Annotated in this window: 19 protein-coding genes; 13 read left to right on the top strand and 6 right to left on the bottom strand. The window is 54.5% G+C overall.

All coding sequences use genetic code 11. The features are described from left to right. Positions 1-13: 13 nt before the first annotated feature. From QN215_RS07110 to QN215_RS07080, 7 genes are all read left to right on the top strand, one after another. Complete coding sequence (locus QN215_RS07110; RefSeq protein ID WP_369343629.1) at positions 14-982, top strand: Ppx/GppA phosphatase family protein; 969 nt, start codon at positions 14-16, stop codon at positions 980-982. Positions 983-1,146: 164 nt separating this feature from the next. Beyond that, on the top strand, positions 1,147-2,418 hold the full coding sequence (xseA, locus tag QN215_RS07105) for an exodeoxyribonuclease VII large subunit (protein ID WP_369343628.1): 1,272 nt from the start codon (positions 1,147-1,149) through the stop codon (positions 2,416-2,418). A gap of 104 nt (positions 2,419-2,522) precedes the next feature. Beyond that, positions 2,523-2,852, top strand: coding sequence for an exodeoxyribonuclease VII small subunit (locus QN215_RS07100; protein ID WP_369343627.1), 330 nt, complete (start codon positions 2,523-2,525; stop codon positions 2,850-2,852). A gap of 247 nt (positions 2,853-3,099) precedes the next feature. Continuing rightward, complete coding sequence (locus QN215_RS07095; RefSeq protein WP_369343626.1) at positions 3,100-4,368, top strand: glutamate-cysteine ligase family protein; 1,269 nt, start codon at positions 3,100-3,102, stop codon at positions 4,366-4,368. 356 nt (positions 4,369-4,724) lie between these two features. Further along, positions 4,725-8,072, top strand: coding sequence for an isoleucine--tRNA ligase (ileS, locus tag QN215_RS07090; RefSeq protein WP_369343625.1), 3,348 nt, complete (start codon positions 4,725-4,727; stop codon positions 8,070-8,072). Between the two features lie 327 nt (positions 8,073-8,399). Next, entirely contained in the window at positions 8,400-11,135 is a 2,736-nt protein-coding gene (locus QN215_RS07085; protein ID WP_369343624.1) for an esterase-like activity of phytase family protein, read from the top strand. A 191-nt stretch (positions 11,136-11,326) separates the two neighbouring features. Beyond that, positions 11,327-11,935 (top strand): GNAT family N-acetyltransferase, encoded by a 609-nt coding sequence (locus QN215_RS07080; RefSeq protein WP_369343623.1) that lies wholly within the window; start codon positions 11,327-11,329, stop codon positions 11,933-11,935. 48 nt (positions 11,936-11,983) lie between these two features. On the opposite strand, the gene QN215_RS07075 is transcribed toward QN215_RS07080, so the two are convergent. Further along, positions 11,984-12,934: an aldo/keto reductase gene (locus QN215_RS07075; RefSeq protein WP_369343622.1), complete on the bottom strand. Its 951-nt coding sequence runs from the start codon at positions 12,932-12,934 to the stop codon at positions 11,984-11,986. 225 nt (positions 12,935-13,159) lie between these two features. On the opposite strand from QN215_RS07075, the gene QN215_RS07070 reads away from it, so the two are divergent. Beyond that, a complete protein-coding gene (locus QN215_RS07070; protein WP_369343621.1) occupies positions 13,160-14,053 on the top strand; it encodes an SPFH domain-containing protein in 894 nt (297 codons plus the stop codon). A 228-nt stretch (positions 14,054-14,281) separates the two neighbouring features. Here the strand turns inward: QN215_RS07070 and QN215_RS07065 are convergent, their stop codons facing one another. Next, a complete protein-coding gene (locus QN215_RS07065) occupies positions 14,282-15,127 on the bottom strand; it encodes a patatin family protein (protein ID WP_369343620.1) in 846 nt (281 codons plus the stop codon). A 76-nt stretch (positions 15,128-15,203) separates the two neighbouring features. On the opposite strand from QN215_RS07065, the gene QN215_RS07060 reads away from it, so the two are divergent. Beyond that, the gene (locus QN215_RS07060) at positions 15,204-16,220 is read left to right on the top strand and encodes a diaminopimelate epimerase (protein WP_369343619.1); all 1,017 of its coding nucleotides are present in this window, start codon (positions 15,204-15,206) and stop codon (positions 16,218-16,220) included. On the opposite strand, the gene QN215_RS07055 is transcribed toward QN215_RS07060, so the two are convergent. Further along, a complete protein-coding gene (locus QN215_RS07055) occupies positions 16,210-16,962 on the bottom strand; it encodes a vitamin K epoxide reductase family protein (protein ID WP_369343618.1) in 753 nt (250 codons plus the stop codon). The genes QN215_RS07060 and QN215_RS07055 overlap by 11 nt on opposite strands. A 111-nt stretch (positions 16,963-17,073) precedes the next feature. On the opposite strand from QN215_RS07055, the gene QN215_RS07050 reads away from it, so the two are divergent. Then, positions 17,074-17,952 carry a PHP domain-containing protein gene (locus QN215_RS07050; RefSeq protein ID WP_369343617.1) on the top strand — a complete coding sequence of 293 codons (879 nt, stop codon included), beginning with the start codon at positions 17,074-17,076 and terminating at the stop codon, positions 17,950-17,952. A gap of 135 nt (positions 17,953-18,087) precedes the next feature. On the opposite strand, the gene QN215_RS07045 is transcribed toward QN215_RS07050, so the two are convergent. Further along, complete coding sequence (locus QN215_RS07045; RefSeq protein WP_369343616.1) at positions 18,088-18,312, bottom strand: DUF3107 domain-containing protein; 225 nt, start codon at positions 18,310-18,312, stop codon at positions 18,088-18,090. Between the two features lie 166 nt (positions 18,313-18,478). Continuing rightward, complete coding sequence (locus tag QN215_RS07040) at positions 18,479-19,792, bottom strand: phosphotransferase (RefSeq protein WP_369343615.1); 1,314 nt, start codon at positions 19,790-19,792, stop codon at positions 18,479-18,481. 68 nt (positions 19,793-19,860) lie between these two features. Here QN215_RS07040 and QN215_RS07035 point away from each other — a divergent pair, with 68 nt between their 5' ends. Then, positions 19,861-21,408: an ATP-dependent helicase gene (locus QN215_RS07035; protein WP_369345111.1), complete on the top strand. Its 1,548-nt coding sequence runs from the start codon at positions 19,861-19,863 to the stop codon at positions 21,406-21,408. Between the two features lie 33 nt (positions 21,409-21,441). Here the strand turns inward: QN215_RS07035 and QN215_RS07030 are convergent, their stop codons facing one another. Next, a complete protein-coding gene (locus QN215_RS07030) occupies positions 21,442-23,094 on the bottom strand; it encodes a zinc-dependent metalloprotease (protein WP_369343614.1) in 1,653 nt (550 codons plus the stop codon). Positions 23,095-23,350: 256 nt separating this feature from the next. Between QN215_RS07030 and QN215_RS07025 the strand changes: the two genes are divergently transcribed. Both QN215_RS07025 and QN215_RS07020 read left to right on the top strand, forming a co-directional pair. Further along, positions 23,351-24,199: a PDZ domain-containing protein gene (locus QN215_RS07025; protein ID WP_404978530.1), complete on the top strand. Its 849-nt coding sequence runs from the start codon at positions 23,351-23,353 to the stop codon at positions 24,197-24,199. Between the two features lie 179 nt (positions 24,200-24,378). Beyond that, positions 24,379-24,795 (top strand): DUF3052 domain-containing protein, encoded by a 417-nt coding sequence (locus tag QN215_RS07020; RefSeq protein ID WP_369343613.1) that lies wholly within the window; start codon positions 24,379-24,381, stop codon positions 24,793-24,795. Positions 24,796-25,022 lie beyond the last annotated feature (227 nt).

The raw sequence follows: 25,022 nt of genomic DNA, 5'->3' as shown, positions 1-25,022 counted from the left end.
AAGGTTAACCATTATGACAACGTTGCGCGCAACAACCACACGCCTTGGCGTGCTCGACATCGGATCCAACACCATACACATGTTGATTGTCGATGCCGCTCACGGTGCCCGTCCCATTGCAGAAGCCAGTTGCAAATCGACGATTCGCCTGATGCAATACATCAAGGAAGACGGTTCGATCAAGAAGTCAGCGGTCGAGGTCATTCTCAAGGCAATAGACAAGGCTATGGAAATCGCGAAGCAATACGACATCACCCAACTGCTTCCCATGGCTACTTCCGCGATACGGGAAGCGCCGAATGGCGCGAAGATCCTGCATAAGCTCGAGCATCATATCGGTCAGCCAATCACCGTGCTTTCCGGAGCTGACGAGGCTCGCCTGACTTTTCTGGCAGCGCGGCGATGGTATGGCTGGGATGCAGGACGCCTGCTCATGATCGATATTGGCGGAGGATCGCTCGAAGTGGCAATGGGTCGAGACGAAGAGCCGAGCCTCGCACTCAGCGTTCCGGCTGGAGCAGGGCGAGTCACCCATGAATTCCTTCCTGATGGCATGGCTGATGACAAGCAGCTGGAAGTTGTCCATCGCGAGGTCAAGAAGATCATCGAACCGATGGTGGAGGCTTTCCCCACGTCCAAGGAGCCGAACCACGCGGTCGGCACCTCCAAAACTCTCAGATCCTTGGCTCGCCTTGTAGGGACTGTGCGCAAGGAAAAAGGCCGAGAAGACTCGATGGTGATGACTCGCGAAGAGCTTGAGGACTGGATTCCTCGACTTGCCGCGATCACGCCCGATCAACGAGTTGCACTTCCCGGCATCACCAAGGAACGATCCTTCCAGATCACCGGTGGCGGAGTGATTGCCGATGAAATCATGAAGGCCCTAAACGTTGAAGAAGTCGAAATCTGCCCTTGGGCATTGCGCGAAGGTGCCATCCTGCGCTGGCTCGACCAGTTCGGGCGCACCACCCTCGGTTTCTGACAGCTAGCTGGTTTTTCATCGGGCTGGTTCTCTCAGACGGTGTTGTTCTCAACCGTTGTTGTGCGCGACTGGTTTGTTGAACCGCCAGTTTTCGACTGCTTGGTTACGTTTGCCGATGCTATGCCTACGGCGCTATGTCCCGCAGTCGTCAGAGAGTGTATACCATGATTCAAAGCCCGTATTTGCCGATTCATACCGATGCCGTCGCTCTTCCGAATGCTCAGGAACTGCCCCGTCTGGCTCGTGAAACCACTGCTGAGAATCCTTGGCCAGTGAGTGTGCTGAGTCAGAAGTTCCATGATGCGGTGAGCCGCTGGCCCAGCGCATGGATTGAAGGGCAGATAGTAGAGATCAATACGCGACGAAGCGGTTCGGCATATCTTACGGTTCGCGACAGCGTCGAGGACATTTCGATTTCTGTTATGGGCTTCCGTAATTTTGCAGTGATGGCTCGCGATTTTCGTCAGGGGGACCGCGTGGTAATCCATGGAAGACCTGATCTGTGGGTAAAGCAGACCCGATTGAGCTTCATGGCTGACGACATCCGTCGCGTGGGAACGGGGGATCTGAAGGCTCAGATCGAAGAGTTGCGCAAGAAACTCAAGGGAGAAGGGCTTTTCGACGTTGAAAACAAGGTCACCCTGCCTGAATTCCCGACCAGACTGGGCCTTATCTGCGCTCCTCAGGCACGAGCAGAAGGCGATGTTGTCACGAACGCCCGTTTGCGGTGGCCTACGATTGCGTTCACTATCGTTCATGCTCATGTCCAAGGGCCGCAATGCCCGCCCGATGTAATTCAGGCTATTCAGAAACTCGATAAGGACCCAGCCGTTGATGTGATCATCGTTGCTCGAGGAGGCGGCAGCTTCGAGGATTTGCTTGGATTTTCTGACGAGGGTGTCGTCCGTGCGACCGCTGCCTGCCAAACGCCGATTGTTTCGGCAATTGGGCACGAGGACGATTGGACGCTGATTGATCTGGCCGCTGACCTGCGTGCATCGACTCCTACCGATGCAGCGAAACGCGCCGTTCCAGATGTTGTCGAGCAGATGCAGATTGTTGAAGAAGGGCAGCGCAGAATCCGTGAGCGCATTCGCTCCATGGTGGAAAACGAGTCCAGACTGGTTGACGGTTATGCCAATCGGCCGAGTCTTACCAACCCCCAGACGATGCTTGAAAAACCACAGCGCTTCATTGATGACTCTCAGCAGCGACTTGACATTGCATTGCGACGAATCGTTGACGACGCGAGTCTCACGGTTGAAAAGCTTCATGCGTCATTGACGGCCATGAGTCCGCAGTCAACTCTGAACCGTGGCTACGCCGTGGTTCAAGCCAGCAACGGTCATGTCATCGATGATCCAGAGGCAGTGTCGGCAGGGGAGAAGCTTACCTTGACCTTGCGTCGAGGAAGCTTGCAGGCACAGGCGCTATAAGCCTCGATTCATAGCAGTCAGTCAAGTAAACCAGTTAGTAAAATCAGCCAGTAAAGCCAATCGTGAGAATCAATCAGCCAAGGTATGGAAGGTACGGAGGAACAATGGCCAAGAAGGATATAGAGGAAAATCAGGGCGACACAGCAGAGGCAGCGAAGACCAACGATGTCGAAACTCATGTGAGCGATAAGGAACGCGAAGCCATCGCAAAGATGCCATACGAGCAGGCGCGCGATCAGCTCATTCAGGCCGTTCAAGCGCTCGAAACAGGCGGTCTGGATCTCGATGCATCGATGCGTCAGTGGGAAATCGGTGAGGCTCTTGCCCAGCGTGCTCAGTATCTGCTCAATCAGGTCCGCGGCAAGCTCGATGAAGCCCAGGCTCAGCAGGCAAGTGCCGGCGAAAATGCCGGAACGCAGTCCAATCTTGAGTAGTTTTGAAGAGTTATGGATTCATTGTGAACTCGCCAAAGTATAAAGCGCATTTTTGACGCCTATTTAGGCGAAAATCGGGCAGAAAAGTACGGTTTTGACGAGCTTATACTTTGACAAGTTCACAATGAATGTTGCAGTCGGAATTTTGGTGCGGTGAAGCTCCATGAATGCAGGTTATTCATTACTCGTATAGCTTCTTTGGCGCGTATGTTCGCGCTTTTCTCACTTCTTCGCTTAGGCTTGAGTCATGAACACAACTCGAGTCAACTATGCGCACTTGCTCACCAAGCCGAATCCCAAGCATCTGGCGAGTCTGATGCGGTTCTTTGAGAGCGGTAAGGTACAGCCCAGCGAATACGGTTATGGCGTTGAAATTGAGCATCTTCCGGTTCATAACAGTGACGATTCGGCCGTCACCTACTGGGAACCCAACGGCGTCGAAACCCTACTGAAGCGTTTGGCCCGGTTCTATAACTCCGATGAAGAATACTGGGAGAACGGCCATCTCGTAGGCTTGAACAGAGACAAGGTGAACGTCTCGCTCGAACCGGGTGGACAGATCGAATGCTCTATCGGCATTTTCCATAAGCCTGACGATTTCAATGCCACCTACGAGTCCTTCCGCGGCCAGGTGGATCGCATTGCGAATGAACTCGGGTTCAGACTCGTCAATTACGGATACCAGCCGGTGAGCAGGTTCAATGACATTCCTCTCAACCCCAAATATCGCTATGAATCCATGAACAAGTATCTCGGTCGGATCGGTTCCTACGGGCCGATGATGATGCGCTGTTCCGCTTCAACGCAGGTGAGCATCGATTACACCGATGAACGTGATTCGATTCAGAAGATGCGAGTGGGAACGGCAATCGGACCGATCATCGCATGGTTCCTGCGCAATACGCCGTATTTCGAGGGCGAAGACAACCCCTATCCGCTGCTTCGCCAGCGAATGTGGGACCTCATGGATCCGCAGCGCACCGGCATCATGCCAGGTCTGTTCAGCCCAGACTTTTCGTGGGAAACGTACGCCACCGATGTACTGAGCACCCCACTCCTCTTCGCCGATCTGACCCACACCCCGGAAAAGAAGGATTCAGTTCAAGATGGTCACGTGATTGCGTGGCACGAGAACGCAGCAGAAATCTATCCGGACCGAGAGCTCAATCAATACGAGATCAACCATGTTCTTTCCATGCATTTCAACGATGTTCGCATGAAGAACTTCCTAGAATTCCGTCATTGGGATTCACTGCCTGAAGACCGTGCACGCAGACTTGTCGACATTATGTTCTCGCTCTATTACAACACTGAAAACCTTGGCAGACTCACCAGCTACTTTGATGGACTCACGCAGCTCGACGTTGAGGCGACGAAATCAGACATTCAGGCCAACGGTGCCGAAGCGACACCGTATGGGCAGCCACTGGATTTCTGGCAGGAATTCCTAGGCCTTGAAGGGTTGCTTGCAGATATTCCCGGCGATCCCAATCATCCTGACGTTTTCCAGGCATAGGCGATGCAGGGCTCGTAGCGTCGCTGCCTCGAAGCTGCGAGCAAAGTGCAACGCGACTCCGCAACAGGTGTTATCATGGCGGCTGTATGGCATTGATCCGTTATCAGCGGGGAGTCACCGGAAGAACATGCAAGGCGTGGATTCCAAGGAGCGGTTGCAGCAAAGAGCCGCAGCTTCATGGAAATCAGGCAACTCGCATTATTAGAACCGGCGGAATGGCCCGAACAGCCTGATTCAAGCGGTTGCGCATGTATGTGCCGTGAATGCGCAGCAAGCGAGGTGGTACCGCGGTGGCAGCGAGCAGTCGTTGCACATCGTCCTCGTAAGGTGAAAAACCTAGACACGAGGAGATTGCGGTGAGCGATACCACAGAATCAGCCACACATGATTCAGCCAATCAATATCCCAAGGCAAGTGCGTCGGGAAAGAGCGCGCGAGTGGCGCCAAATCCAAGCTTCCCCGATTTGGAACAACAGGTTCTGAACTACTGGGATACAGACGACACTTTCAAGAAATCCATCGATCACAGAAGCTCTGGCGAGCATTTCAACAACGAATTCGTGTTCTTCGATGGCCCTCCATTCGCCAATGGTCTGCCACATTACGGCCATTTGCTGACCGGCTACGCCAAGGATGTCATTCCGCGTTATCAGACCATGAAGGGTCATAAGGTCAATCGCGTCTTCGGATGGGACACGCACGGCTTGCCCGCTGAATTGGAAGCGCAGCGCGAGCTGGGCATCGAAAGCGTTGACCAGATCGAGAAGATGGGCATCGCCAAGTTCAACGATGCCTGCCGCTCTTCCGTACTGAAATACACAGAAGAATGGAAGGGCTACGTTCACCGTCAGGCCCGCTGGGTTGATTTTGACCATGGCTACAAGACGCTCAACACCACCTACATGGAATCGGTTATCTGGGCGTTCAAGCAGCTTTATGACAAGGGTCTTGCATACCAGGGGTATCGTGTGCTGCCATACTGCTGGAACGATCAGACACCGCTTTCGAACCACGAGCTGCGCATGGATGCAGACGTGTATCAGGATCGTCAGGATGTCACCATTTCGGTGGCCGTGAAGCTTAAGAACGAAGACGACGCCTATGCGGTCGTCTGGACGACCACGCCGTGGACCATGCCAACCAACTTTGCCATCGTCGTTGGTCCGGACATCGAATACAGCGAGCTGCTTGCGGTGAACGGCACGAATGCTGGCAAGAAGTTCTATATCGCGTCCGCACGCGTCGAGGATTATCAGAAGGAGCTTGGCGAGGACTATCAGCTCGTCCGCACGCTGAAGGGCTCCGACATGGAAGGCTGGCGCTATTGGCCGGTATTCCCATATTTCTCCGATGACAAGGCACTGGGTGAGGGCGGCGCTCCTGGCCCGAACGCCTACCAGATTTTCACCGCCGACTATGTCGATACCGTTGAAGGAACCGGACTCGTTCATCAGGCTCCCTATGGTGAAGACGATATGAACACCTTGAACGCCAAAGGCATCAAGTCGGTTGACGTGTTGGACGCCGGAGCTGTGTTCACCTCGCTTTGCCCCGATTATGAAGGCATGCAGGTGTTTGACTCGAACATGCCCATCATCCGCAACCTGCGTGCCGGTGACGGTCCGTTGGCAAGCATCCCTGAGGAGCGTCGCGCAATCCTCTTCCAGGAGAAGAGCTACGTGCACAGCTACCCGCATTGCTGGCGCTGCGGCAAGCCGCTTATCTACAAGCCTGTCTCAAGCTGGTTCGTGTCGGTCACGAAGTTCAAGGATCGCCTGTTGAAGAACAATCAGCAGATCAACTGGATTCCTGAGAACGTTCAGGATGGACAGTTCGGCAAGTGGTTGCAGAATGCGCGTGACTGGTCCATCAGCCGCAATCGTTTCTGGGGTTCGCCAATTCCCGTATGGGTTTCGGACGATCCAAAGTATCCGCGTGTCGATGTGTACGGTTCACTCGAACAGTTGAAGGACGACTTCGGCCGCTATCCGACCGACGACAAAGGCAATGTGAACCTTCATCGCCCCTGGATCGACGACCTTACGCGCCCGAACCCTGACGATCCGACTGGCAAGTCGCAGATGCACCGCATTTCCGATGTGCTTGACTGCTGGTTCGATTCGGGTTCGATGCCCTTCGCACAGTTCCATTACCCGTTTGAAAACAAGGAATACTTCGAACAGCACTTCCCTTGCGATTACATCGTGGAATACATCGGTCAGACGCGCGGTTGGTTCTATCTGCTGCACGTCATGGCAACCGCACTCTTTGACAAGCCCGCATTCAAGAACGTCATCTGCCACGGCATCGTGCTCGGCTCAGACGGTCAGAAAATGAGCAAGCATCTGCGCAATTACCCTGATGTGAACGGCGTGTTCAACAAGTTCGGCTCGGATGCCATGCGCTGGTTCCTGATGAGCTCGACCGTGCTTCGTGGCGGCAATCTCGTGGTGACCTCAGACGGCATCCGTGACACCGTGCGCCAGGTCATGCTGCCGGTGTGGAGTTCATACTACTTCTTCACGCTCTATGCCAACGCCGCCAACAACGGCAAGGGATTCAACGCACGTCGTCTTACCGCCGACGAGGTCAAGGATCTGCCGCGCATGGACCGCTATCTGCTGGCTCGCGCCCGCAAGATGGTGCTTGACACTGAGCATTCGTTGAACGACTTTGCCATCGCCGACGCGTGCGCTTCGGTTGGCGAGTTCATCGATGTGCTGACGAACTGGTACATCCGCAACACGCGTAACCGTTTCTGGGAGGAGGATCCGAACGCTTTCAACACGCTGTATACGGCGTTGGAAGTCTTCTCTCGTGTTCTGGCTCCGCTTGCGCCTATGGAGGCCGAGGAAGTATGGCGTGGTCTTACCGGTGGCGAGTCGGTGCATCTGGCGGACTGGCCGTTTGTGGTAGACGAGCAGAGCGGCGAGGACACGGAGCTGGGCAGGGTTCTCGTTGCCAACGACAAGCTTGTTTCAGCGATGGAGAAGGTGCGCGAAGTCGTTTCCAGCACCTTGAGCTTGCGCAAGGCGCAGCAGATTCGAGTTCGTCAACCATTGAGCAAGCTGACCGTGGTGGTCGAGAACGTGCGTGCCATGAAGCCGTATGAAGAGCTGCTGAAAAGCGAACTGAACGTGAAGAAGGTTGTGTTCTCGACTCTCGAAGAGGCGTCTTCGAAGGGTTTGAAGATTCTTCATGAACTGCGTGTGAATGCTCGTGCCGCAGGTCCGCGACTTGGCAAGCAGGTACAGTTTGCGATTCGCGCATCAAAGTCAGGTGCCTGGCATCAGCAGCCAGACGGTTCGGTTGTCGTGGAAACGCCTTCCGGCGAGCTGCCTTTGGTTGAGGGCGAATACGAAGTGCTGAACCAGGTCGAAGAGAAGGATGCCAAGGAAGAGGCAAACTCCGTTTCGACTGCATTGCAGACCGGTGGCTTCGATATTCTCGACACGCAGCTAAACGCTGATCTGCTTGCCGAGGGATATGCGCGCGACGCCATTCGCGTGGTTCAGGATGCGCGAAAGGAAGCCGATTTTGACATTTCCGATCGCATCAAGCTCACGATGAACGTTCCGGCTGATGACACGGCGAAGGTTGAGCAATTCCGCGATTTGATTGCTCAGGAGACGCTTGCAACTAGCGTAGAGATTCACTCCGATGAACAGGCGCAGGAGCTGAGCGTTTCAGTCGAGCGCGCATAGGCCATACTGCATGAGGCATATAGGCAGTTAGGCATATAGGCGCATAACGCCTCATCGCCATAACGAACACTGTGGGGGTTGAACGGGACTTGTTCCCGCTCAACCCCCACAGTGTTTTCAGCGACACCACAATCCGATCTGCAGTCTGTGCAATAGGCGTGATACCTGAAATTCACCTGAAGTTAGCATGCCATTGTCTCTCGGTTGCCTACCGCTCAAGATTCGACCCCTAGGGTGTACTGCGGAGCCCAAGCCATAGGCGCGAATGCGCATGATGATTTGGAAGTACGCAAGAAGAGGGACTTGGGCACGGTATAAGGGGAAAACATGGTATACAAGCAACGACACATGCGTGCGTCGCGATGGCTGCTTGCGGCAGTCGCTGTCGCAACGTGCGTGACCGCCACCAATCTGGCAGCTGTCATGGCTCCTACTGCTTCCGCAGCAGAAGCTACAAACGTTCAGGCAACAGCACAGGATGCCTGCTCTGCACATATCGGTCTTTCAGGCTATTCGGATGCGCTCGATGGCGTTCAGGCCGATGGCGTAGAGGTCGGTGGACTCTCATCGCTGGCATGGGATCAGACCAGCGGTTCGTATGTGTCTTCACTCGACAACAATGGCAAGACGTCAGCCAGAATCTGGTTCATAGGTGGCAATCTAGCCAGCCCCAAGATCACCGGCAGTCCGATCATCTTGAAGCATGCCGATGGAACGCCTTATGATGGCACGAATTCAGACAATGAAGGTCTCGCCGTTCTGCCTGATGGAAACTTCATGGTCAGCTCGGAGACGGAACCGTCAATCCGCATATACAACCGTCAGGGAATTCAGCAGCAGGAGCTCGCCGTTCCTAGCAGATTCGACGTTGCACCGGCAGGCGAAGCGACCGACAACCTGACTCTCGAAGGCGTGAGCGTTTCGCCAGCCGGACACGAAGTCATAGCATCCATGGAAGGAAGCCTTTCCGGTGACGGCGTTCAGGGCACGTCGCTGATTCGACGCTTCCTGGTATATCGCGACGATCAGGCTGGAGCGGCCGGTCAATGGAAGCTCACCAAGCAGGTGGCATTCAATGTTGCCGACGGTGCCAAGGGTGTGTCCGACATTGCGCTGCTTTCCGACGACAGCGCGCTCGTGCTGCAACGTTCATACAACAAAACGACAGGCAACGACATCATTCTTTCGAAGATCAGCGCAATCACGACTGCCTCTGATGTCAGCAATGTCGCCAATCTCTCTTCTGCTCCAGCCTCAGACTTCGTGCCAGCCACGACCCTGGGCGATCTCGTCAACTGCTCCACGCTTAACGCACCCCTCAAGCCGGGCGCAGTGCAGAAGAACCCGCTGATGGACAACTACGAAGGCCTTGCCATCACCAAGCAGTCTGGCAACATCGCCAACGTCAGTCTTATCAGCGACAACAATTTCAATCCCACCCAGACCACCCGCGTATTGAATCTCAACGTGGATACCGCCGTTTATGAATCGGATACCAATCAACCGGACCTCATGAGCATCCTGAGCGGATTCAGCTCACTGTGGCAGGCTTCGAATCCCTTCGATTCCAAGAATCCATCCACATTCGGTGTCGGCGTGGTAAAGAATGCTCAAATCCTCAAAGAAAATGACGATCTCACCCAGGCGATCAACAACAAGGCAGCCGAGGGTTCAACCTCTTCGACTCCTTCGAAGCAGGTTCAGCGTGCGTTGGTCGATTCCGATTACGAGCTGGGCGAGACACTGCCTGACTCTCTCGGACCAGTGCTGGGAACCTATCTGAACCAAGGCATTGCGAAGAATCAGTTGCCGCTGTTTACCAAGCTGTTTATGCAGACGGATGCAAGTGGCTATGGCGTATCGACCTTGGGGGATTACGTATCGACATCAAAGCCTAAGAAGGCATACAACCATCCACGTCCATACGTTGACCGGACGAAGGGCGGATATCCTGCCGCCGGGCTTGAAACATCGGTGCCCATCGTCAAAGCACCAGTATGGACAAGCGCCGATGGAAACGAGCATGATCCATCTTACAATGGCATGCTGACCTCTGGTTCGTTCCCTTCGGGACATACCACATACGCGACATCGGGTGCGGTCGGTCTTGCCACCTTGCTGCCAGAGCTTGCTCCTGAAATCCTTGCACGAGGCTCCGAAGCGGGCAACAACCGCATCGTGCTCGGCGTGCATTACCCGCTTGACATCATTGGAGGTCGCATGGATGGTGACGCTGCCAATGCAGCACGTTGGTCCGATCCGGAGTTCGTGAAGGATCAGCTGATGCCTGCACGCGCTGAGCTGGTCAACTATCTCACCGCCCAGTGCAAAGCAAACGGCGAAGGTTCGACGCTGGCCGCATGCATCACCGCTACCAAAGCAAACGGCACGAACGGATACAGCAATGATTTCGTCGATGTGGTATCCAAAGAAGCCGTGACAGACCGCGCTTCTGCAATCAAGGTCTATGAAAACCGAATGACATACGGTTTCAGCCAGGTTGGAACTGGGGTTAGCGCTTTGCAAAAGGCAGCTTCCACCAGTGTGGCAAACGTTCCGACCGGTGCGGAAAACCTGCTGATCACGACCTACCCGACATTGAGCAGTGCTCAGCGTCGAGAGGTGCTGGCGATGACCGCTCTGCCGGTATCCGACGAACCGCTGCAGGCGGAATCGCAGGGGTATTACAACCTTGATCTCGCCGCTGCGATGAGCTCAACTGTGCAACTCGACAGCAAGGGAAACGTCGTCAAGGTTATTCCTGGCGCTGCGGTGCCGAGCGTGCAGAACGTGTCCGATAACGGCGGCTCGAATGGCGGTTCCAACAGTGGTTCGAATGGCGGCTCGGCTCCAACTCCGGCTCCGACCAATTCCGGCAACGGTGGAACGCCGAACGCTTCGAAGACTCCAACGCAAATCAATAACGCAGGCGGTGAGACCGCTTCGAAGCCCTTGGCCTCGACCGGTGCCAACGTCTCTCTGATAGCGGCAATCGGAGCACTGGTTCTGCTCATTGGTGGAAGCCTGGTGCTTATCAGGCGACACAGTCAGCTCTTCAAGTAGCCGAATCTGGCAGCACATGACTGAGCACTGGGCCGTGCAAACGAATATGCCTGTCAGAATCTCGCTCTGAAAGCAATCAACCCCGCAAGGAATCGGCGCATAGGCGTTCATGTCGATTACTTGTGGGGTTCACTGTTTGCGAGGGCACTACACTGTGCTGTATGAGAGAGACACAGTGTTCAATGCGAGAGTTGACGACCGAAGACCTGATTCTGAGAGCATGGAGAGCGAATGATGATGCGGAAACTGCATCGTTATACCGATATGCGCAGGATCCTGATGTCGGACCCTCTGCCGGTTGGAGCGCGCATGCAGATGCCGAGGAAAGTGCCGCAGTTATTCGAACGGTGCTCTGCAACGCGCAGAGCTATGCCGTCGTGCTGAAACATCCAGAGGATGAAGATCTTATCGACAAGCCCATCGGTTCGATAAGCCTGCAAGCAGTTCCGCCACAAGTCATGCACTACATTGAGGCGCTCGACCTAGCTGGACAGGACAGCGTGGGCAACACGATGGAGCTGGGGTTCTGGATTGGCAAGCCATTCTGGGGGAGAGGGCTGATCCCGCAGGCATCGGGGGCCATATTGGAGCATGGATTCAAGGATCTGAAACTCCATACGATCTGGTGCAGACACGACGTGAACAACATCAAATCCGGTCGTGCTCAAGACAAGATTGGATTCGAGCACGTGTGCATCATGGAACATATACATATGGACATGCTCCCCGGTGACATCTATCGGAATGAAGAACTCCGACGAATCACCAGAGAGCAGTGGGAACAACGTGCTGAGCGCTGAGTTTTGAGCGCTCAGCGTTCGAACAGTTTGGACTGCAACGAGTCGAAACTACTGCTCAGGAACGGTGGCAGAGACCTTGTCCAGCGTCGAAAGCTCGTCGGCGGACAGATCGATCTGTGTCGATGCCAGCAATGCCGTAAGCTGCTCGGGAATGCGTGCTGAAGCGATGGGCCCGGCAATCTGAGGCTGATGACGCAGCCATGCCAGTGCGATGCTCGCTATGGCAACATCGTGCGCCTTGGCAATCTCGTCCATTGCCGAAACCACGTCAAGTCCTTCCTTGGAGAAGTATCCCTTGACCATGCCTCCGCGCTGTTTGCCTTTCAGATCGTCTTCACTGCGATACTTACCGGTAAGGAAGCCAGCAGCGAGCGCGAAATAGGGGAACACGGCCAGATTCTCCTTCTTGGCTACGGGCAGCAGATGCTCCTCGTAGTTGCGTCTCGTCACCAGATTGTAATGAGGTTCCAGGGCGACCGGCAGAGTGAGATTGTTGTCGCGTGCAATGCGGAACCATTCCTCGACGCGTTCCGCCGAATAGTTCGAGATGCCGATGTTACGAATCTTGCCTTCCTTGACGAGCTTGTCGAAGGCGGCAACGGTCTCTTCCAGCGGTGTCTTCTCATCATCGAAATGCGCATAATAGAGATCGATCACGTCGGTGCCCAGACGAAGCAGCGACTCATCGGCAGCTGCCTCGATATTGTTTGCAGAAAGACCGGAATATTGCGGATGCTGAGAAACCTTGGTTGCGATGAGCACCTTGCTGCGCTTGCCGCTCGTTGCCAGCCAGCGTCCGAGAATGATTTCGGATTCACCACCGGAATGGCCTGGAGCCCAAGCTGAATAGACATCTGCCGTATCGATAAGATTGCCGCCTGCACTGACGAAATCGTCCAGAACCGTGCGTGTATCCTGCTCCGAACTGGTCCATCCGAAGGTGTTGGTTCCTAGAACGAGTGGATAGATTTCTGTTCCAGTGTTGCCTAATGTCGCCATGCGCGACTCCTTTCACATAGAAAACCGCTATCAACCATTTGTAGTGATGTGATTCCAGCGGCGCAATCTCACTCGGTGAATTCAGCCATTAGCGGCAGCGGTTGGACGCTGTCATGGAACTTTTCTAGGCTCGCGCAGCGAATGCTGATATGCTTGGACAAGGGAGAAAGTCAATATTCATAACGATATTGACATCATTGAAACTCATACAAATCTGGAGAAAAGATGACTGGTAGCCTCATAACCGTAATTATCGTGCTGGTGCTTATTGCCCTGCTTCTGTTTGGTGCCCTGTATGTGGTGCCGCAGCAGCAGGCTTACATCGTCGAGCGTTTAGGCAAGTTCAAGAAGGTCACGTATGCGGGCCTGCACGCCAAGATTCCGATTGTCGACCGCATTTCCATGAAGACCAACATGCGCGTCAACCAGCTCAGCGTCAAGCTTGAAACCAAGACGCTTGACAACGTCTTCGTCACCGTGGTGGTGTCCACGCAGTTCCGCGTCAATCCAGAGAACGTTGCCACCGCATACTATGAGCTGCGCGACCCCGCAGGCCAGCTCAGATCATACATCGAGGATGCACTGCGAAGCGCAATCCCTGGACTGAAGCTCGATGATGCCTTTGCTCGCAAGGATGATGTCGCATCCGACGTGCAGAAGACCGTTGGTCAGGAAATGTCCAAGTTCGGTTTCTCCGTCATCAAGACCTTGGTTACGGCAATCGATCCTTCCCAGCAGGTCAAGAACGCGATGGATTCCATCAACGCCGCACAGCGTGAAAAGGAAGCGACACGTGAACGCGCACAGGCTCAGCAGATTCAGATTGAAACCCAGGCCGCTGCAGAGGCCGAGCGTACCAGGTTGCAGGGTGAAGGTCAGGCCAACTATCGTCGAGAGATTGCAAACGGCATTGTCGACCAGATTAAGAGCCTTCAGGGTGTTGGCATGGAAATCAACGATGTGAACAATGTGGTGCTGTTCAACCAGTATCTCGATGTCGTTCGTTCGCTGTCCGAATCGCCAAACTCGAAGACCGTCGTGCTTCCAGCATCGACTCCAGGCGGATACAACGAGCTCTTCAACCAGGTTACGCAGGCAACGCTGACCGCAGAGAAGTAAGGCTCAACAGGCGAGCCCAGAATAGGCAGCTTCCACTGGACTGCTTTCACAAGCAAGTTGTGAACAAACAGCTTCGAACAAACAGTTTCGAACAAACAGTTTCGAACAAACACAGACATCCCCATGCACCGGATATGGCGTGCATGGGGATGTCTGTTTCATGTTCAGCAACAATGGCTTCAGGCAGCTATTCGCTTAGTCAGTGTGTGCTTTGAGTCTGCTGGTCAGTCAGCGAGTGAGGAATGACTGGATGTGAGCGGCAGCAGCATAACCCTTGCGATACATGCGTTCGAGTCCTTCATAGCTTTTGCTTAGCGTATCGAGGCCGCAGAGATCGTCAGGAGCGAGAATCAGCACGGAGCCTTCCTCTTCGTAGTTCTTGGCCAATGCCACCTCGTCGTTATAGGTCTTGTAACGGTTTAGTAGCCGTTCAGCCGAATTGGGATACGTTCGTCGAAGAATTCTCGCGGGCATGATGTCCTTATGCTGTTCGCGCAGCACATCCTTGAGCCGTGTGAGTACCAGCACGATGCGGTCATAGCCGTCATCAATCGCACGCTGCACCGGCACAGGATCCGCGATGCCGCCATCAAAATAGGGAACATCTTTGTACACATAGGGTTCGCAGGCCACAGGAACAGCGGACGATGTCTTGAAGATATCGTAGTGATCCTGCGTGATCTCTGACTTGTCAAAATACACGGCCTGGCCGGTTTCGGCATTGCACGCCACCACGGTCAGCTTGCTTGGATTGTTTTTCAGCGCCTCGAAGTCCATCGGATCTTCACCGTCATGGTTCGACAATGTGCTGTATACGTAATCAAGGTTGACGAAGTTGTGATCCTTGAGGAAATTGGTGGCGCTCGCATACTCTCGCCGGAAGGCATATTGCGTATAGAAGCGGTGCGTGCGACCCGGTTGCCGCGCCAGGAAGGATGCAAGGTTGGCGCTTCCTGCGGAGACTCCATAGCAATGGTCAAAGGAGATGCCTCGCTCATCGCAATAATCAAGAATTCCCGCTCCAAAAATGGATCTGAATCCTCCGCCAACGTCAATGATTGCAGTACCAGTCATCTGATCCCCTCCTTTGTCCCTTAGCCTACACATGCCAACGGCCAAAACGGTCGCCGCATCGCCATAGGCTACTTACATGAGCATTCCCGACATAGTGTACAAAGGCCACGGCACTGGCAATGATTTTGTCATATATGCCGACCCTGAAGGGCAGTATGAACCCACTGCAGCAGAGGTTCGCCGCATCACCGACAGACATTTCGGCATCGGCGGCGATGGTCTGATCAGACTTACCCATCCTCGTAATGTTTCGGATTTGGATGAGGCGACCGTCGCATCCCTCGAAGGTGATGGTGTGCAATGGTTCATGGACTACCGCAACGCTGACGGCTCCTTGGCGCAAATGTGTGGGAATGGAACGAGAGTCTCGGCGCTGTTTGCTCAGACTGTAGCGCAGATACAGGCAGAAGCCCATAACGCCGGTATCCAAGCGCAGAATGGTGCCTCAATGGTGTCTGATACTACGGTGTCTGATGCGTCTGCCGACCATTCCAGTCATGCCTTCATTCTTGGCACGCGTGCCGGAGTAAAAACAATCCACGCAGTTCCCGATGATCCGGTGTTGGGCACCCAACTCTTCCAGGTAGACATGGGCCCGTGGTCAGTGGGCTCGCCGGACGACTATGTGGTGACTTTGCCCGCCGCCAGAGGACAGGCCGTGGGAACGTATGCTGACTTGGGCAATCCCCATATCGTTGTCGTGGCACAGAATCAGAGCGAGAACACGACGCTGAGACAGCAGGCCGCACAATCCGATCTGGGTAAGGTCTCGCAGTTGGATCTCACGAAAGCGCCAATCATCGAGCCTGTGCTGGAATCAGGTCAAAACGTTGAATTCCTGGAAGTCCTTTCCGCTGATGCGCATGCCGATGCGGGAAGGGCCAACATGCGGGTGAACGAACGCGGGGTTGGCGAGACGCTGTCCTGCGGCACGGGCCTGTGTGCAAGTGCGGCAGTGCTTCGCAGCTTCACGGGGATCAGCCATTGGACCATTGGCGTACCTGGCGGAACGCTGCGTGTTGATGTCGAAGCCGATAGGGTTCTACTCACCGGAGCGGCACGCATCGTCGCCAGAATAGAACTCAGAAAATAGCGGCACCCTTGTCAATCAGAATCAGGGCTGCGACTGCCACGATCCACAGCACATCGACCATCAGATCGAAGTGCAGCCGATAATAGCTTGCAAGACCGCTGGCCAGTGCGCCGAATCGTTCCGAGCTGGGAATTCGATGCACGCTGACGGTCGCATGGCTCAATGCCATGAACTGAATCGTCGTGGCGAACATCAGGCAGAGGCACCAAGGGCATAGGGCATTGATGACGAACATGGACTGGGAGAACAGCCAGTAAGCATAGAGGAAAGCAGCCAATCCACCCCACCAGGTGGCGATGGTAAACCAGCGGGGCGTGCGCGCACGAGCCAGACCAAGAACGGCGAGAGTGGTGAAAATCGATTCAGCGGCAATGCCGAAGAAGGCATTCGGGAAGCTCAAACTGCCAACATGCACTATTTCTGCCTGCCAAGATTGGGCGACGGTGGAGCAGGAGACCAGCGCATTGACATCACATTCGAGTTTGGCGTTGGGATGTCTGGCCAGTTCCAGTGTCTCACCCGAAAGAATGAACGAGACCAGCAGCGCGCCGAGCGAGGCTACCAGCATCACCAGATAGGTCCATGTTGCGCTGTGACGCCATCCGGTCAGACGGTCGAATGGGTTGTTGCCGACTGGGCCGTTGGAATCAGGGGAGTCGATGCTTTCGATGGAATCATTGTGTGTAAGCGAGGAGCTGTTACTGCCATCTTCAGGGCCGTAACCATGTGCACGTGTGGTCATTCACAATCCTTTGTATATGACACTTGTATATGACATTTGTATAAGACACTGTGAGACAACGAGGATTGTCCCTACAACAGTATTTTCGATTCTAAGCCTACGATAGTACGTATGACTGAAAGTAACGAGGCATTGTCTGCAGCCGCACGGTGGGATCTCCATTGCCATACCCGGTTTTCCGATGGCACATATACCCCTACGGAACTGGTGAAGCAGGCGAAGGAACTGGGCCTTCAGGGGGTTGCCATCACCGACCATGACACCTATGCGGGTTGGGATGAAGTGGCACACGCTGCGAAGCAATACGACTTTCCCGTGATTCGGGGCAGTGAAATTACCGCGTATGACATGCATACCTCAGTGCATATGCTTGCGTATCTCTACGACCCTGAGAACGAGGTGATGATCGATCTGTTTGCGTCCACTCGCCAGGCACGGTTGAAGAGAACGCAGCAGATGGTTGAGGCAATAGCCAAGGATTATCCGATAACCTGGGATTCGGTGCTCGCTCAGGTCGGCGAGGGCGAGAAAACGACGGTAGGCCGTCCTCATATCGCTGATGCACTCGTTCAGGCCGGAGTCTACGGCAACAGATCGCAGGCTTTCGATGGAATTTGCTCGTCTTCGAGTCAGTACTATCTTCCTACGCCTTCACCATCGACTCATGAAGTCATCCGATGCGTGCATGCTGCCGGGGGAGTCGTGGTGGTCGCTCATGCCGGAGCTATCGCCCGCAATGCTGAACTGCTGTCGGATGCGCAGATAGAGACCTTGATTGCTGAAGGGCTTGACGGTCTTGAAATCTGGCATCGCGATAACGATCAGGCCCAGCGACAGCGCTTGTCGCGCATCGCACGAGATCATCATCTGATCATGACCGGCGGCTCGGACTGGCATGGCAAGGGCAAACCGAACCTGCTCGGCGAAAACACTGCGCCCGGAATCGTGGCTGCAGCAATCGCAGAACGCGGAATTCTGCCCCTGCTCTGAGAACAATGCGTTCATTGTGAACTTCAAGAAGTATAAAACCCTGTTTTCGGCAAAAAAACAGGTGATTCAGGCCAAAAACAGGGTTTTATACTTTAAAGAGTTCACAATGAAGCTAAGCACACTGTGGAAACGAGGCTAGAGGGCTCCGAAACCGACTGGATGGGCAATATCCGAGCCGATCACCACATATCCGAGGGCATCGGTCGGGATAACGATGCGGCGACCGCGGCTGTCGGTCAGATCGATGGGCTTGTTGCCGGCAACGGCATCATCGATAGTCTTTGAAATGTCGTCCGCTGTGGCATCAACGTTGAAGTTGAGCGCTCGTGCAACGTTTCTGATGCCAATTTCGATTTCCATGTATTCCTCCGAATCATTGATGCTGCTCGATGTCTCTGCTGACCGTTCGAATTCCAACCGTTTGAATCACAACCCTTTGCATTACAACCCTTTGCATTACAACCCTTTGCATTACAAGGTGGAACTCTCAAGTCATTGTTCAAGTCATCTCTCAGGCATTCTATGGTTAACTGTTGTCTTTCGTCTGATTGTGTTCGCCGACAGCATCGTGAAGTTCCTGAACGGGAATGACGATTGTCTCGAGATCTTGCTGATGCCGATCGGTAACTTCCGCCGCCTGAACCACTTCTGTTGGGTGGTCGTCTGGATGATTGTCCGAGTTAAGATCGCTGCGCTTGTCTAACTGCTCGGCGGCGTTCAAAGCATGTGGGGCAGGCTGTGACACGGACTGCGGCACGGACTGCGATGCGGCTGCAGCATCGTTATGCGAAGCGTCGGAACCGCTTTCAGAAGCAAGTAGGGAGCCAACGGTGATGGTTGATGGTGCGTCCGGATTTGGATTGCGATGGACAGGTGCCTTCGGCATGTCGACATTCTTCATCGCAATCTGATGGGCGAGGCGCTCCACCTCGGCGCGGAAGGTAACGATGGCGTCGTTGTTGGCACTGTCGAGTGCCTGAATCAGGTCGCTGACCTTTTCCATCTGAAGCCAGAGATTGGCTCGCAGCATGATGAGGGAGTCAAGTCTGGAACCCATCATGCGTCCGTACGACGACAGCAGCGCATTGCGGTGCTCTTCATCAAGCTTTGCGAAAATCCACGCCAAGTCCCTTGCCGGATCGTTCATCTGCATGTTCTGCCAGCGATGGATACCGGTGAGATTGGAGCCATTGAATATGATGTCGCCATCGTGGAAACCACCATGGACCATACATGTGTTGAAAGACCACAGACCCTCTGTCTCAACGATCTGAGCCCAACTGGACGTTATCTCTTGAGGGATGTGACCCGCCTTGGCCAACGTACGAATCCAGCCAGTGAGCTGTTTGTGTATGTGCTCGGTGGCGTAGCATGGATAGGATTCATCCTTCAGAAAGTTGGGTCGCATGCGATGTATGGCCCCGATTGCGGTGCCGACTGCCATGCACTCGTCGATGGTAAGTGCGCCGAGTTTGCGGGGATGACCTTCGCAATGGGCTGCCATCACGACGGCGGTAGAACCCGTCGAAGCGTTAGGATTGTCTCCAGCCTGGTAGGACACGATGCGTTCTATTGAAAAACCTAGACCTGCAGTCTCCCGCGCTCGAGACAAGGCTTGAGCTGCCTGAACCTGCGATTTGAGCAATTTCTTGCCCTGTGGTTTGGCTGCAGCGATGACATCATAGAGCCGTCCCGAGGTGTCTCGAATAACGGCAGTGCGTATCCCTGCGGCAATGTCCTGGGCAGAGAGCTGTTCACCATCGCTGATTCCGGACACGGCGATGTTCGGCATGGTGGCTGATGCCAATGCCGCCAATGTAAGGTTGCTTTCAATGGTCACGTTTCCACAGTAATACACGCACACCACCAGTTGAAGTCTGCCATGCCTCAGACAATGAAAGAGTGACAATTTTGCACGCAGAAAACCCCCATGATAGCGAGATCCTGAAGTCGCTTGACGACGACCAGTTTGCAGCCGCATCGACGGTCGAGGGTCCAGTGCGCATCATCGCCGGTGCAGGTGCCGGAAAAACCCGCACCATAACCCACCGCATCGCCTATGCGTGCTCGATAGGGGCCTGGAATCCCAGTGAAACATTGGCCGTAACCTTCTCCGTCAAGGCAGCCGAAGAGATGAAAACTCGGCTGATGAGTCTGGGAGCAAGCGAGGCAATACAGACAGCAACCTTCCACGCTGCGGCATTGGCTCAGATCAGAAACGTCTGGTATGAGCTCAGCGATGCGCCATTCCCGCAGATTATTCAAGATCCCAGAGCCTTGCTTGCCGTCGCGCTGAAACGTGTGTCGGGCACTGACGACATCGATGCCATGCAGATGCGAGACCTTCTTGCTGAGATCGCTTGGATGAAGGTCTCGCTGATCGCTCCTCAGGATTATGAGCGCGTATGCTCTGCCTTGCATCGGGTACCGCCTGCAGATCTTGACCCGCAGGCGATGGCAGCGGTGATGTCGGCCTTCGAACAGGAGAAGTCCAGTCGCAATCAGATCGATTTCAACGATATGCTGCTGATCGACTGCAACATCATTGAACGTCATCCCGAAGCGGCCGAGAGCATTCGAAAACGCACCAAACATGTGACCGTTGACGAATATCAGGATGTCTCCCCGCTCCAGCACAGACTCTTGCAGCTATGGATGGGCAAAGGCAAGTCAGTCTGTGTCGTTGGTGACGCGGCGCAGACGATATACTCATTCGCCGGGGCAAGCAGCTACTATCTGCGTCACTTCGCTGAGGAGTTTGGACCACTTGCAGCCGATGTCGAACTCAATACGGATTATCGCTCAACGCCACAGATCGTGAACTATGCGAACATGGTGCTTTCGAAGAGTCCAGAAAGCGCGACATATCTCTCACTAAAATCACCGCGCAAGCAAGGCAAACGCGTCAACACAGTGGTATTCCCCGATGATTCGAGTGAAGTCGGAGCCATCGCACAGCGCATTTCACGCATGATGAAAGCCGACAAAGACATTGGATCCATTGCCATTCTGACTCGTGTGAACGCCCAGCAGCGAGCGGTGTGCGCCGCGTTGGGCGAGAGGAACATCCGATATCAGGTTCGCACCGATTCAGGATGGCAGAGCTCGACCGTCGACTCTGGCAAGGCTCAGGACTTGAGTCGCGCTTTGAAAGGCGCATCCGCTGACGGGGAAGAGGCTCAGGCGGCGAGAAATGCGCTACGAACCGTTACGGTTTCGACCATTCATGCAGCCAAGGGCCTAGAGTTCTCCCACGTGTTCATCATTGGATGCTCAGAAGGACTCATTCCGTTCGGATCGGGGCAGGATGGCAATCTCGAAGAAGAGAGACGGCTCATGTACGTCGGCATCACAAGAGCCGAGGATGTGCTCACGCTTTCTTTCGCCAGAAGCGCTCGCGGCAACGGATACACCGAACGCAAGCCAAGTCGGTTTCTGCTTCGCAGCCGGGCATAATCGTCGGCATAACGGCCACGAAGCAGTCATTAGTCAGTTCTTATCGGGGCTGTCTGAGTTGTCAGGGGTATCGGTGCCGTCAGAATTGTCAGTGCCCGTTTTGCCTGTGCCGGCGGCCTTGCCTGTTCCATTACCGGCATCATTACCCGCATCGCCGTTATCATTATCGTTACCGTCAGTAGCATCGTCGCTAGCAGCGTCATTGTCATTCAGTAGCTTGCTGAGTTCCGCATCCCAGTCAATCTTGCTGGGGCCGGTCGAAGATGCTTCGGATGCAGCTGTGGATCCCGATGCCGATTGATCCGAGCCAGTAGTGCCCGCTGTGCCAGCGATACCTTTCGTGCCTTCAGTTCCTTCGATGGAGTCATGATCGGATGGCAAGGTGGGGAGCAAATCTGGATGGTTCCATTTCGAATCGCGAAGTTCCTGACCGCCTTCTGCAGTGAGCTGCTCCCAGATCTGTGAAGCCTCACGCAGCCGTTTGGGACGCAGTTCCAAGCCAATCAGCGATTCAAAGGTCTGTTCGGCAGGTCCGCCGACAGCACGCTCACGACGAGTCATCTCACGAAGCTGTTCAATATGTGGAATGTGTGCCATGCCTGCCCGCCACACGACGCAGTCAACCCATCCTTCGACCAGTGCGAGGAGATCGCCCAGACTGTGCAAAGCCTCTTGCTGTTCGGGAGTGTCAGAGGCTCCGACGTTGGTCAGGTTCACGGCACCGGCGATCGATTCGGGATTCATGTCGGTGGCATCGCGGAGCTGATCTTCCATGGCATCGAGGTCGATGGTGATGCCGCGCGCATACTTGCCGATCAGCGCTTCGAAACGTGGCATCAGCCACGGCACCGAAGCATAGAGACGAGCATATGACTGCTCGCGCAATGCAAGGAAGCTCATGACCTCATGCACGTCAAGCTCAAGGGACTGCGCATATTCGTAGATGTTCTGCGGTATCAGAGCGCCCGCAGGATTTGACTGCAATGCGATGCCCTGATCGAAGCTGCCGCGTATTTCCTTGGCCAGCTTGCCAGCACCCTGTCCCAGCTGCATGGAGAAGGACGTGTTGCCCAGAAGCTTCATCAGGGTGCCTGGATCCTTGAGATTGTCGGGAATCGGAATCGGGACGGGCCCTGCAAACATTCCTGAAACCTGGCTTTCGAAGGAATCTCCAAAACGTTCGGTGAAGACTGCGGAGAGGGCATCGTTCATTGATTGAACGACCGGCGCTGAGAACTGTGCCCATGCGGCAATCGTGCTCTCAAGCCAGCCATCACGAGTCAGAACCTGCATGTCGCCAGGTGCTGGATTGAAATCGCTGATGGCATCAAGCCACAGTCCTGAAGCGCTGATTGCCTCGCGAGCCGTCTGCGCCTCCTCTGCCGTGACCGTGCTTTCAGCTCCATCGGAGGCAATGGTGCTTGAAGCAATTGACTTGGCAAGGTCAGTGTTGACCGGCCCCTTTTCAATCGTGCGTTCCACATCGTCCGTGGTGTTCAGACCTCCTGCTGAGAAAGCCTTAATCAGGGACTGCACCTCTTCGGGCTTGGGCAGCCCTTGTGCACCTTGAGAGAGAATCTGGTCACGCACCTCATCGGGCAGCTGAGAGAATTGAGCCCATGCGGCCTCTCCCTGCACCGGCCCAAAGCATTGTATAAGCCATTGGTGAATTGCATTCTCGTCCATAACGTCCGTCCGTATCGAAGTGATTGGTGATTCCCTGTGCTGACTAGATTACACGTCTGTGGTGGATGGTGTTCCCAGAAAACTTTCAGAGAATCCGACATTGCTGTAAAGCCCTCGGTGTCTCTTCCTCCTAGGGAAATGTCATCTGGGAACATCGAAGCGTTCATATCTGGTTCATGTCAGTATCCATGTCAGTATCCATGTCTGTGTTTTCAATAGTATTAGAGTCATGAGCGTTAAGCAGTGGAAAGCTTCAATGTCAGCCAAAGGCGCATTGAAGGTGGTGCGTGGGCGTGGCCGGGACTTCTTTGCACGCCGTTCGCCCTCGTATCTCTTGGGAACCATTGGATTTGTGCTTGCCGTCATCATGCTGGTGATGCCCTCGCCATACGTGATCGAGACTCCAGGACCCACACGAAATGTGCTTGCCGAATCGGGCAAGCAGTCAGTGATGAGCATTACTGGTGGCAAGACATACAGGGACAAGGGTTCGCTGCTGCTCGTGACGGTGAATGCTCAGGGGATTCCTGGATACCCAGTGACTAACCTACAGGCGCTTGCTTCATGGTTCAGCAGACATGCCGACGTGCTTCCGCGCGAAGTTATCGTTCCGACAGGCCAGACGCTCGACCAGTACCAGAAGGAAAACAAGGCCGAGATGAGCGGTTCCCAGAAAGCGGCGGAATCGCAGGCACGCGCCTTCCTCAAGACGAAGGGCATCGATACGTCAAAGTATTCGATATCGATGCATGTAGACAATATCGGGGGGCCTTCAGCGGGAATGATGTATACCTTGGGTGCGATTGATCTACTCACTCCACAGAATGAATCCGGTGGGAAAACCATAGCGGGCACCGGAACCATGGACGCTGCCGGCAAGGTTGGCGCCATAGGCGGCATTCGGCTCAAGATGCTGGGTGCTCTGCGCGATGGCGCAACATGGTTCCTTGCTCCGGCATCAAACTGCGATGAAGTCGTCGGCCATATTCCAACGGGGTTGCATGTGGTGAAGGTATCGACGATTTCGGATGCGTATTCTTCCCTTGTCGCCATCGGTCAAGGCAAGGGTGACACGCTGCCACAGTGCACGGTTTCTCGGCAGTAGGGCGCAATCCATGGATGCTGGCTAGTCCGCAAAGAGCGGTGCAGCCCTTGAAAAATTGCCGTTCTTCCAGAAATTACAGGGCTGCATGAAAAGTTAAGCCGTGTTCATATTTTGAATTCTTTTCCACATCTGACGCTCATTGTTTACATTCTGTTCGCCTATCTTGTTATGCTTAGGGCGTGGCTCAAGCGACAACCAAGAAAGCAGAAGAATTCGGATTCCACCCTGGAAACATAGTCCAGGAGTGGTTATGGGACGATGATGTCGATGACGGCATCCGCTCTCAGATCGAAAACGTTACAGGCGAAGACCTTGTTGATGAGGACTATGATTCGGCCGTAGATGGCGTTGTGATTTGGTGGCGGGATGGTGATGCCGAGGATGATCTGGCAGACACCATCGTCGATGCATATACCGTACTGGGTGATGATGGTCCCTTGTGGATTCTTTGCCCTAAACCCGGCCGAACCGGTGCTCCAAGCGCCAGCACAGTAGAGAACGCTGCCAAAACAGCTGGCATGAACGCGGCGATGCCTCTGACAATTTCGCACGATTGGAACGGCGTTCGCCTTCGGGCATTCGGCAAGGGTCGCTGACCCCGGTCACGATACCGTCTCCACGAAATAGCTCCATCGGTTGTATGAGAGGTGACTTCTTCGCAGTTTCATGCTCATAAATGCCATATCGTGGGCACGCATAGCATCTTGAATATGCTTGTCGTAGTCTTTCGACATCCTCATGTCGCCATTGCAAGCGCGCTATTGTCTGCTGGGCAGCTGACGGGCTTCTGAATGATTTGCAACACTTGTACAATGATGTCTGA

The organism is Bifidobacterium sp. WK041_4_12 (genome assembly GCF_041080795.1).
GTDB classification, from domain to species: Bacteria; Actinomycetota; Actinomycetes; order Actinomycetales; family Bifidobacteriaceae; genus Bombiscardovia; species Bombiscardovia aquikefiricola.
Note: the sequence above shows the minus strand (reverse complement) of the source record. Positions and strands in the feature narration are given on the sequence as shown.

Excerpts from the sequence above, each read along its gene's own strand:
- QN215_RS07050 (WP_369343617.1), top strand. The coding sequence starts at position 17,074 with ATGACTGAAAGTAACGAGGCATTGTCTGCAGCCGCACGGTGGGATCTC.
- QN215_RS07100 (WP_369343627.1), top strand. The coding sequence starts at position 2,523 with ATGGCCAAGAAGGATATAGAGGAAAATCAGGGCGACACAGCAGAGGCA.
- QN215_RS07095 (WP_369343626.1), top strand. The coding sequence starts at position 3,100 with ATGAACACAACTCGAGTCAACTATGCGCACTTGCTCACCAAGCCGAAT.
- QN215_RS07060 (WP_369343619.1), top strand. The coding sequence starts at position 15,204 with ATGAGCATTCCCGACATAGTGTACAAAGGCCACGGCACTGGCAATGAT.
- QN215_RS07085 (WP_369343624.1), top strand. The coding sequence starts at position 8,400 with ATGGTATACAAGCAACGACACATGCGTGCGTCGCGATGGCTGCTTGCG.
- xseA (WP_369343628.1), top strand. The coding sequence starts at position 1,147 with ATGATTCAAAGCCCGTATTTGCCGATTCATACCGATGCCGTCGCTCTT.
- QN215_RS07055 (WP_369343618.1), bottom strand. The coding sequence starts at position 16,962 with ATGACCACACGTGCACATGGTTACGGCCCTGAAGATGGCAGTAACAGC.
- QN215_RS07025 (WP_404978530.1), top strand. The coding sequence starts at position 23,351 with ATGTCAGCCAAAGGCGCATTGAAGGTGGTGCGTGGGCGTGGCCGGGAC.
- QN215_RS07075 (WP_369343622.1), bottom strand. The coding sequence starts at position 12,934 with ATGGCGACATTAGGCAACACTGGAACAGAAATCTATCCACTCGTTCTA.
- QN215_RS07030 (WP_369343614.1), bottom strand. The coding sequence starts at position 23,094 with ATGGACGAGAATGCAATTCACCAATGGCTTATACAATGCTTTGGGCCG.
- QN215_RS07045 (WP_369343616.1), bottom strand. The coding sequence starts at position 18,312 with ATGGAAATCGAAATTGGCATCAGAAACGTTGCACGAGCGCTCAACTTC.
- QN215_RS07070 (WP_369343621.1), top strand. The coding sequence starts at position 13,160 with ATGACTGGTAGCCTCATAACCGTAATTATCGTGCTGGTGCTTATTGCC.
- QN215_RS07110 (WP_369343629.1), top strand. The coding sequence starts at position 14 with ATGACAACGTTGCGCGCAACAACCACACGCCTTGGCGTGCTCGACATC.
- QN215_RS07065 (WP_369343620.1), bottom strand. The coding sequence starts at position 15,127 with ATGACTGGTACTGCAATCATTGACGTTGGCGGAGGATTCAGATCCATT.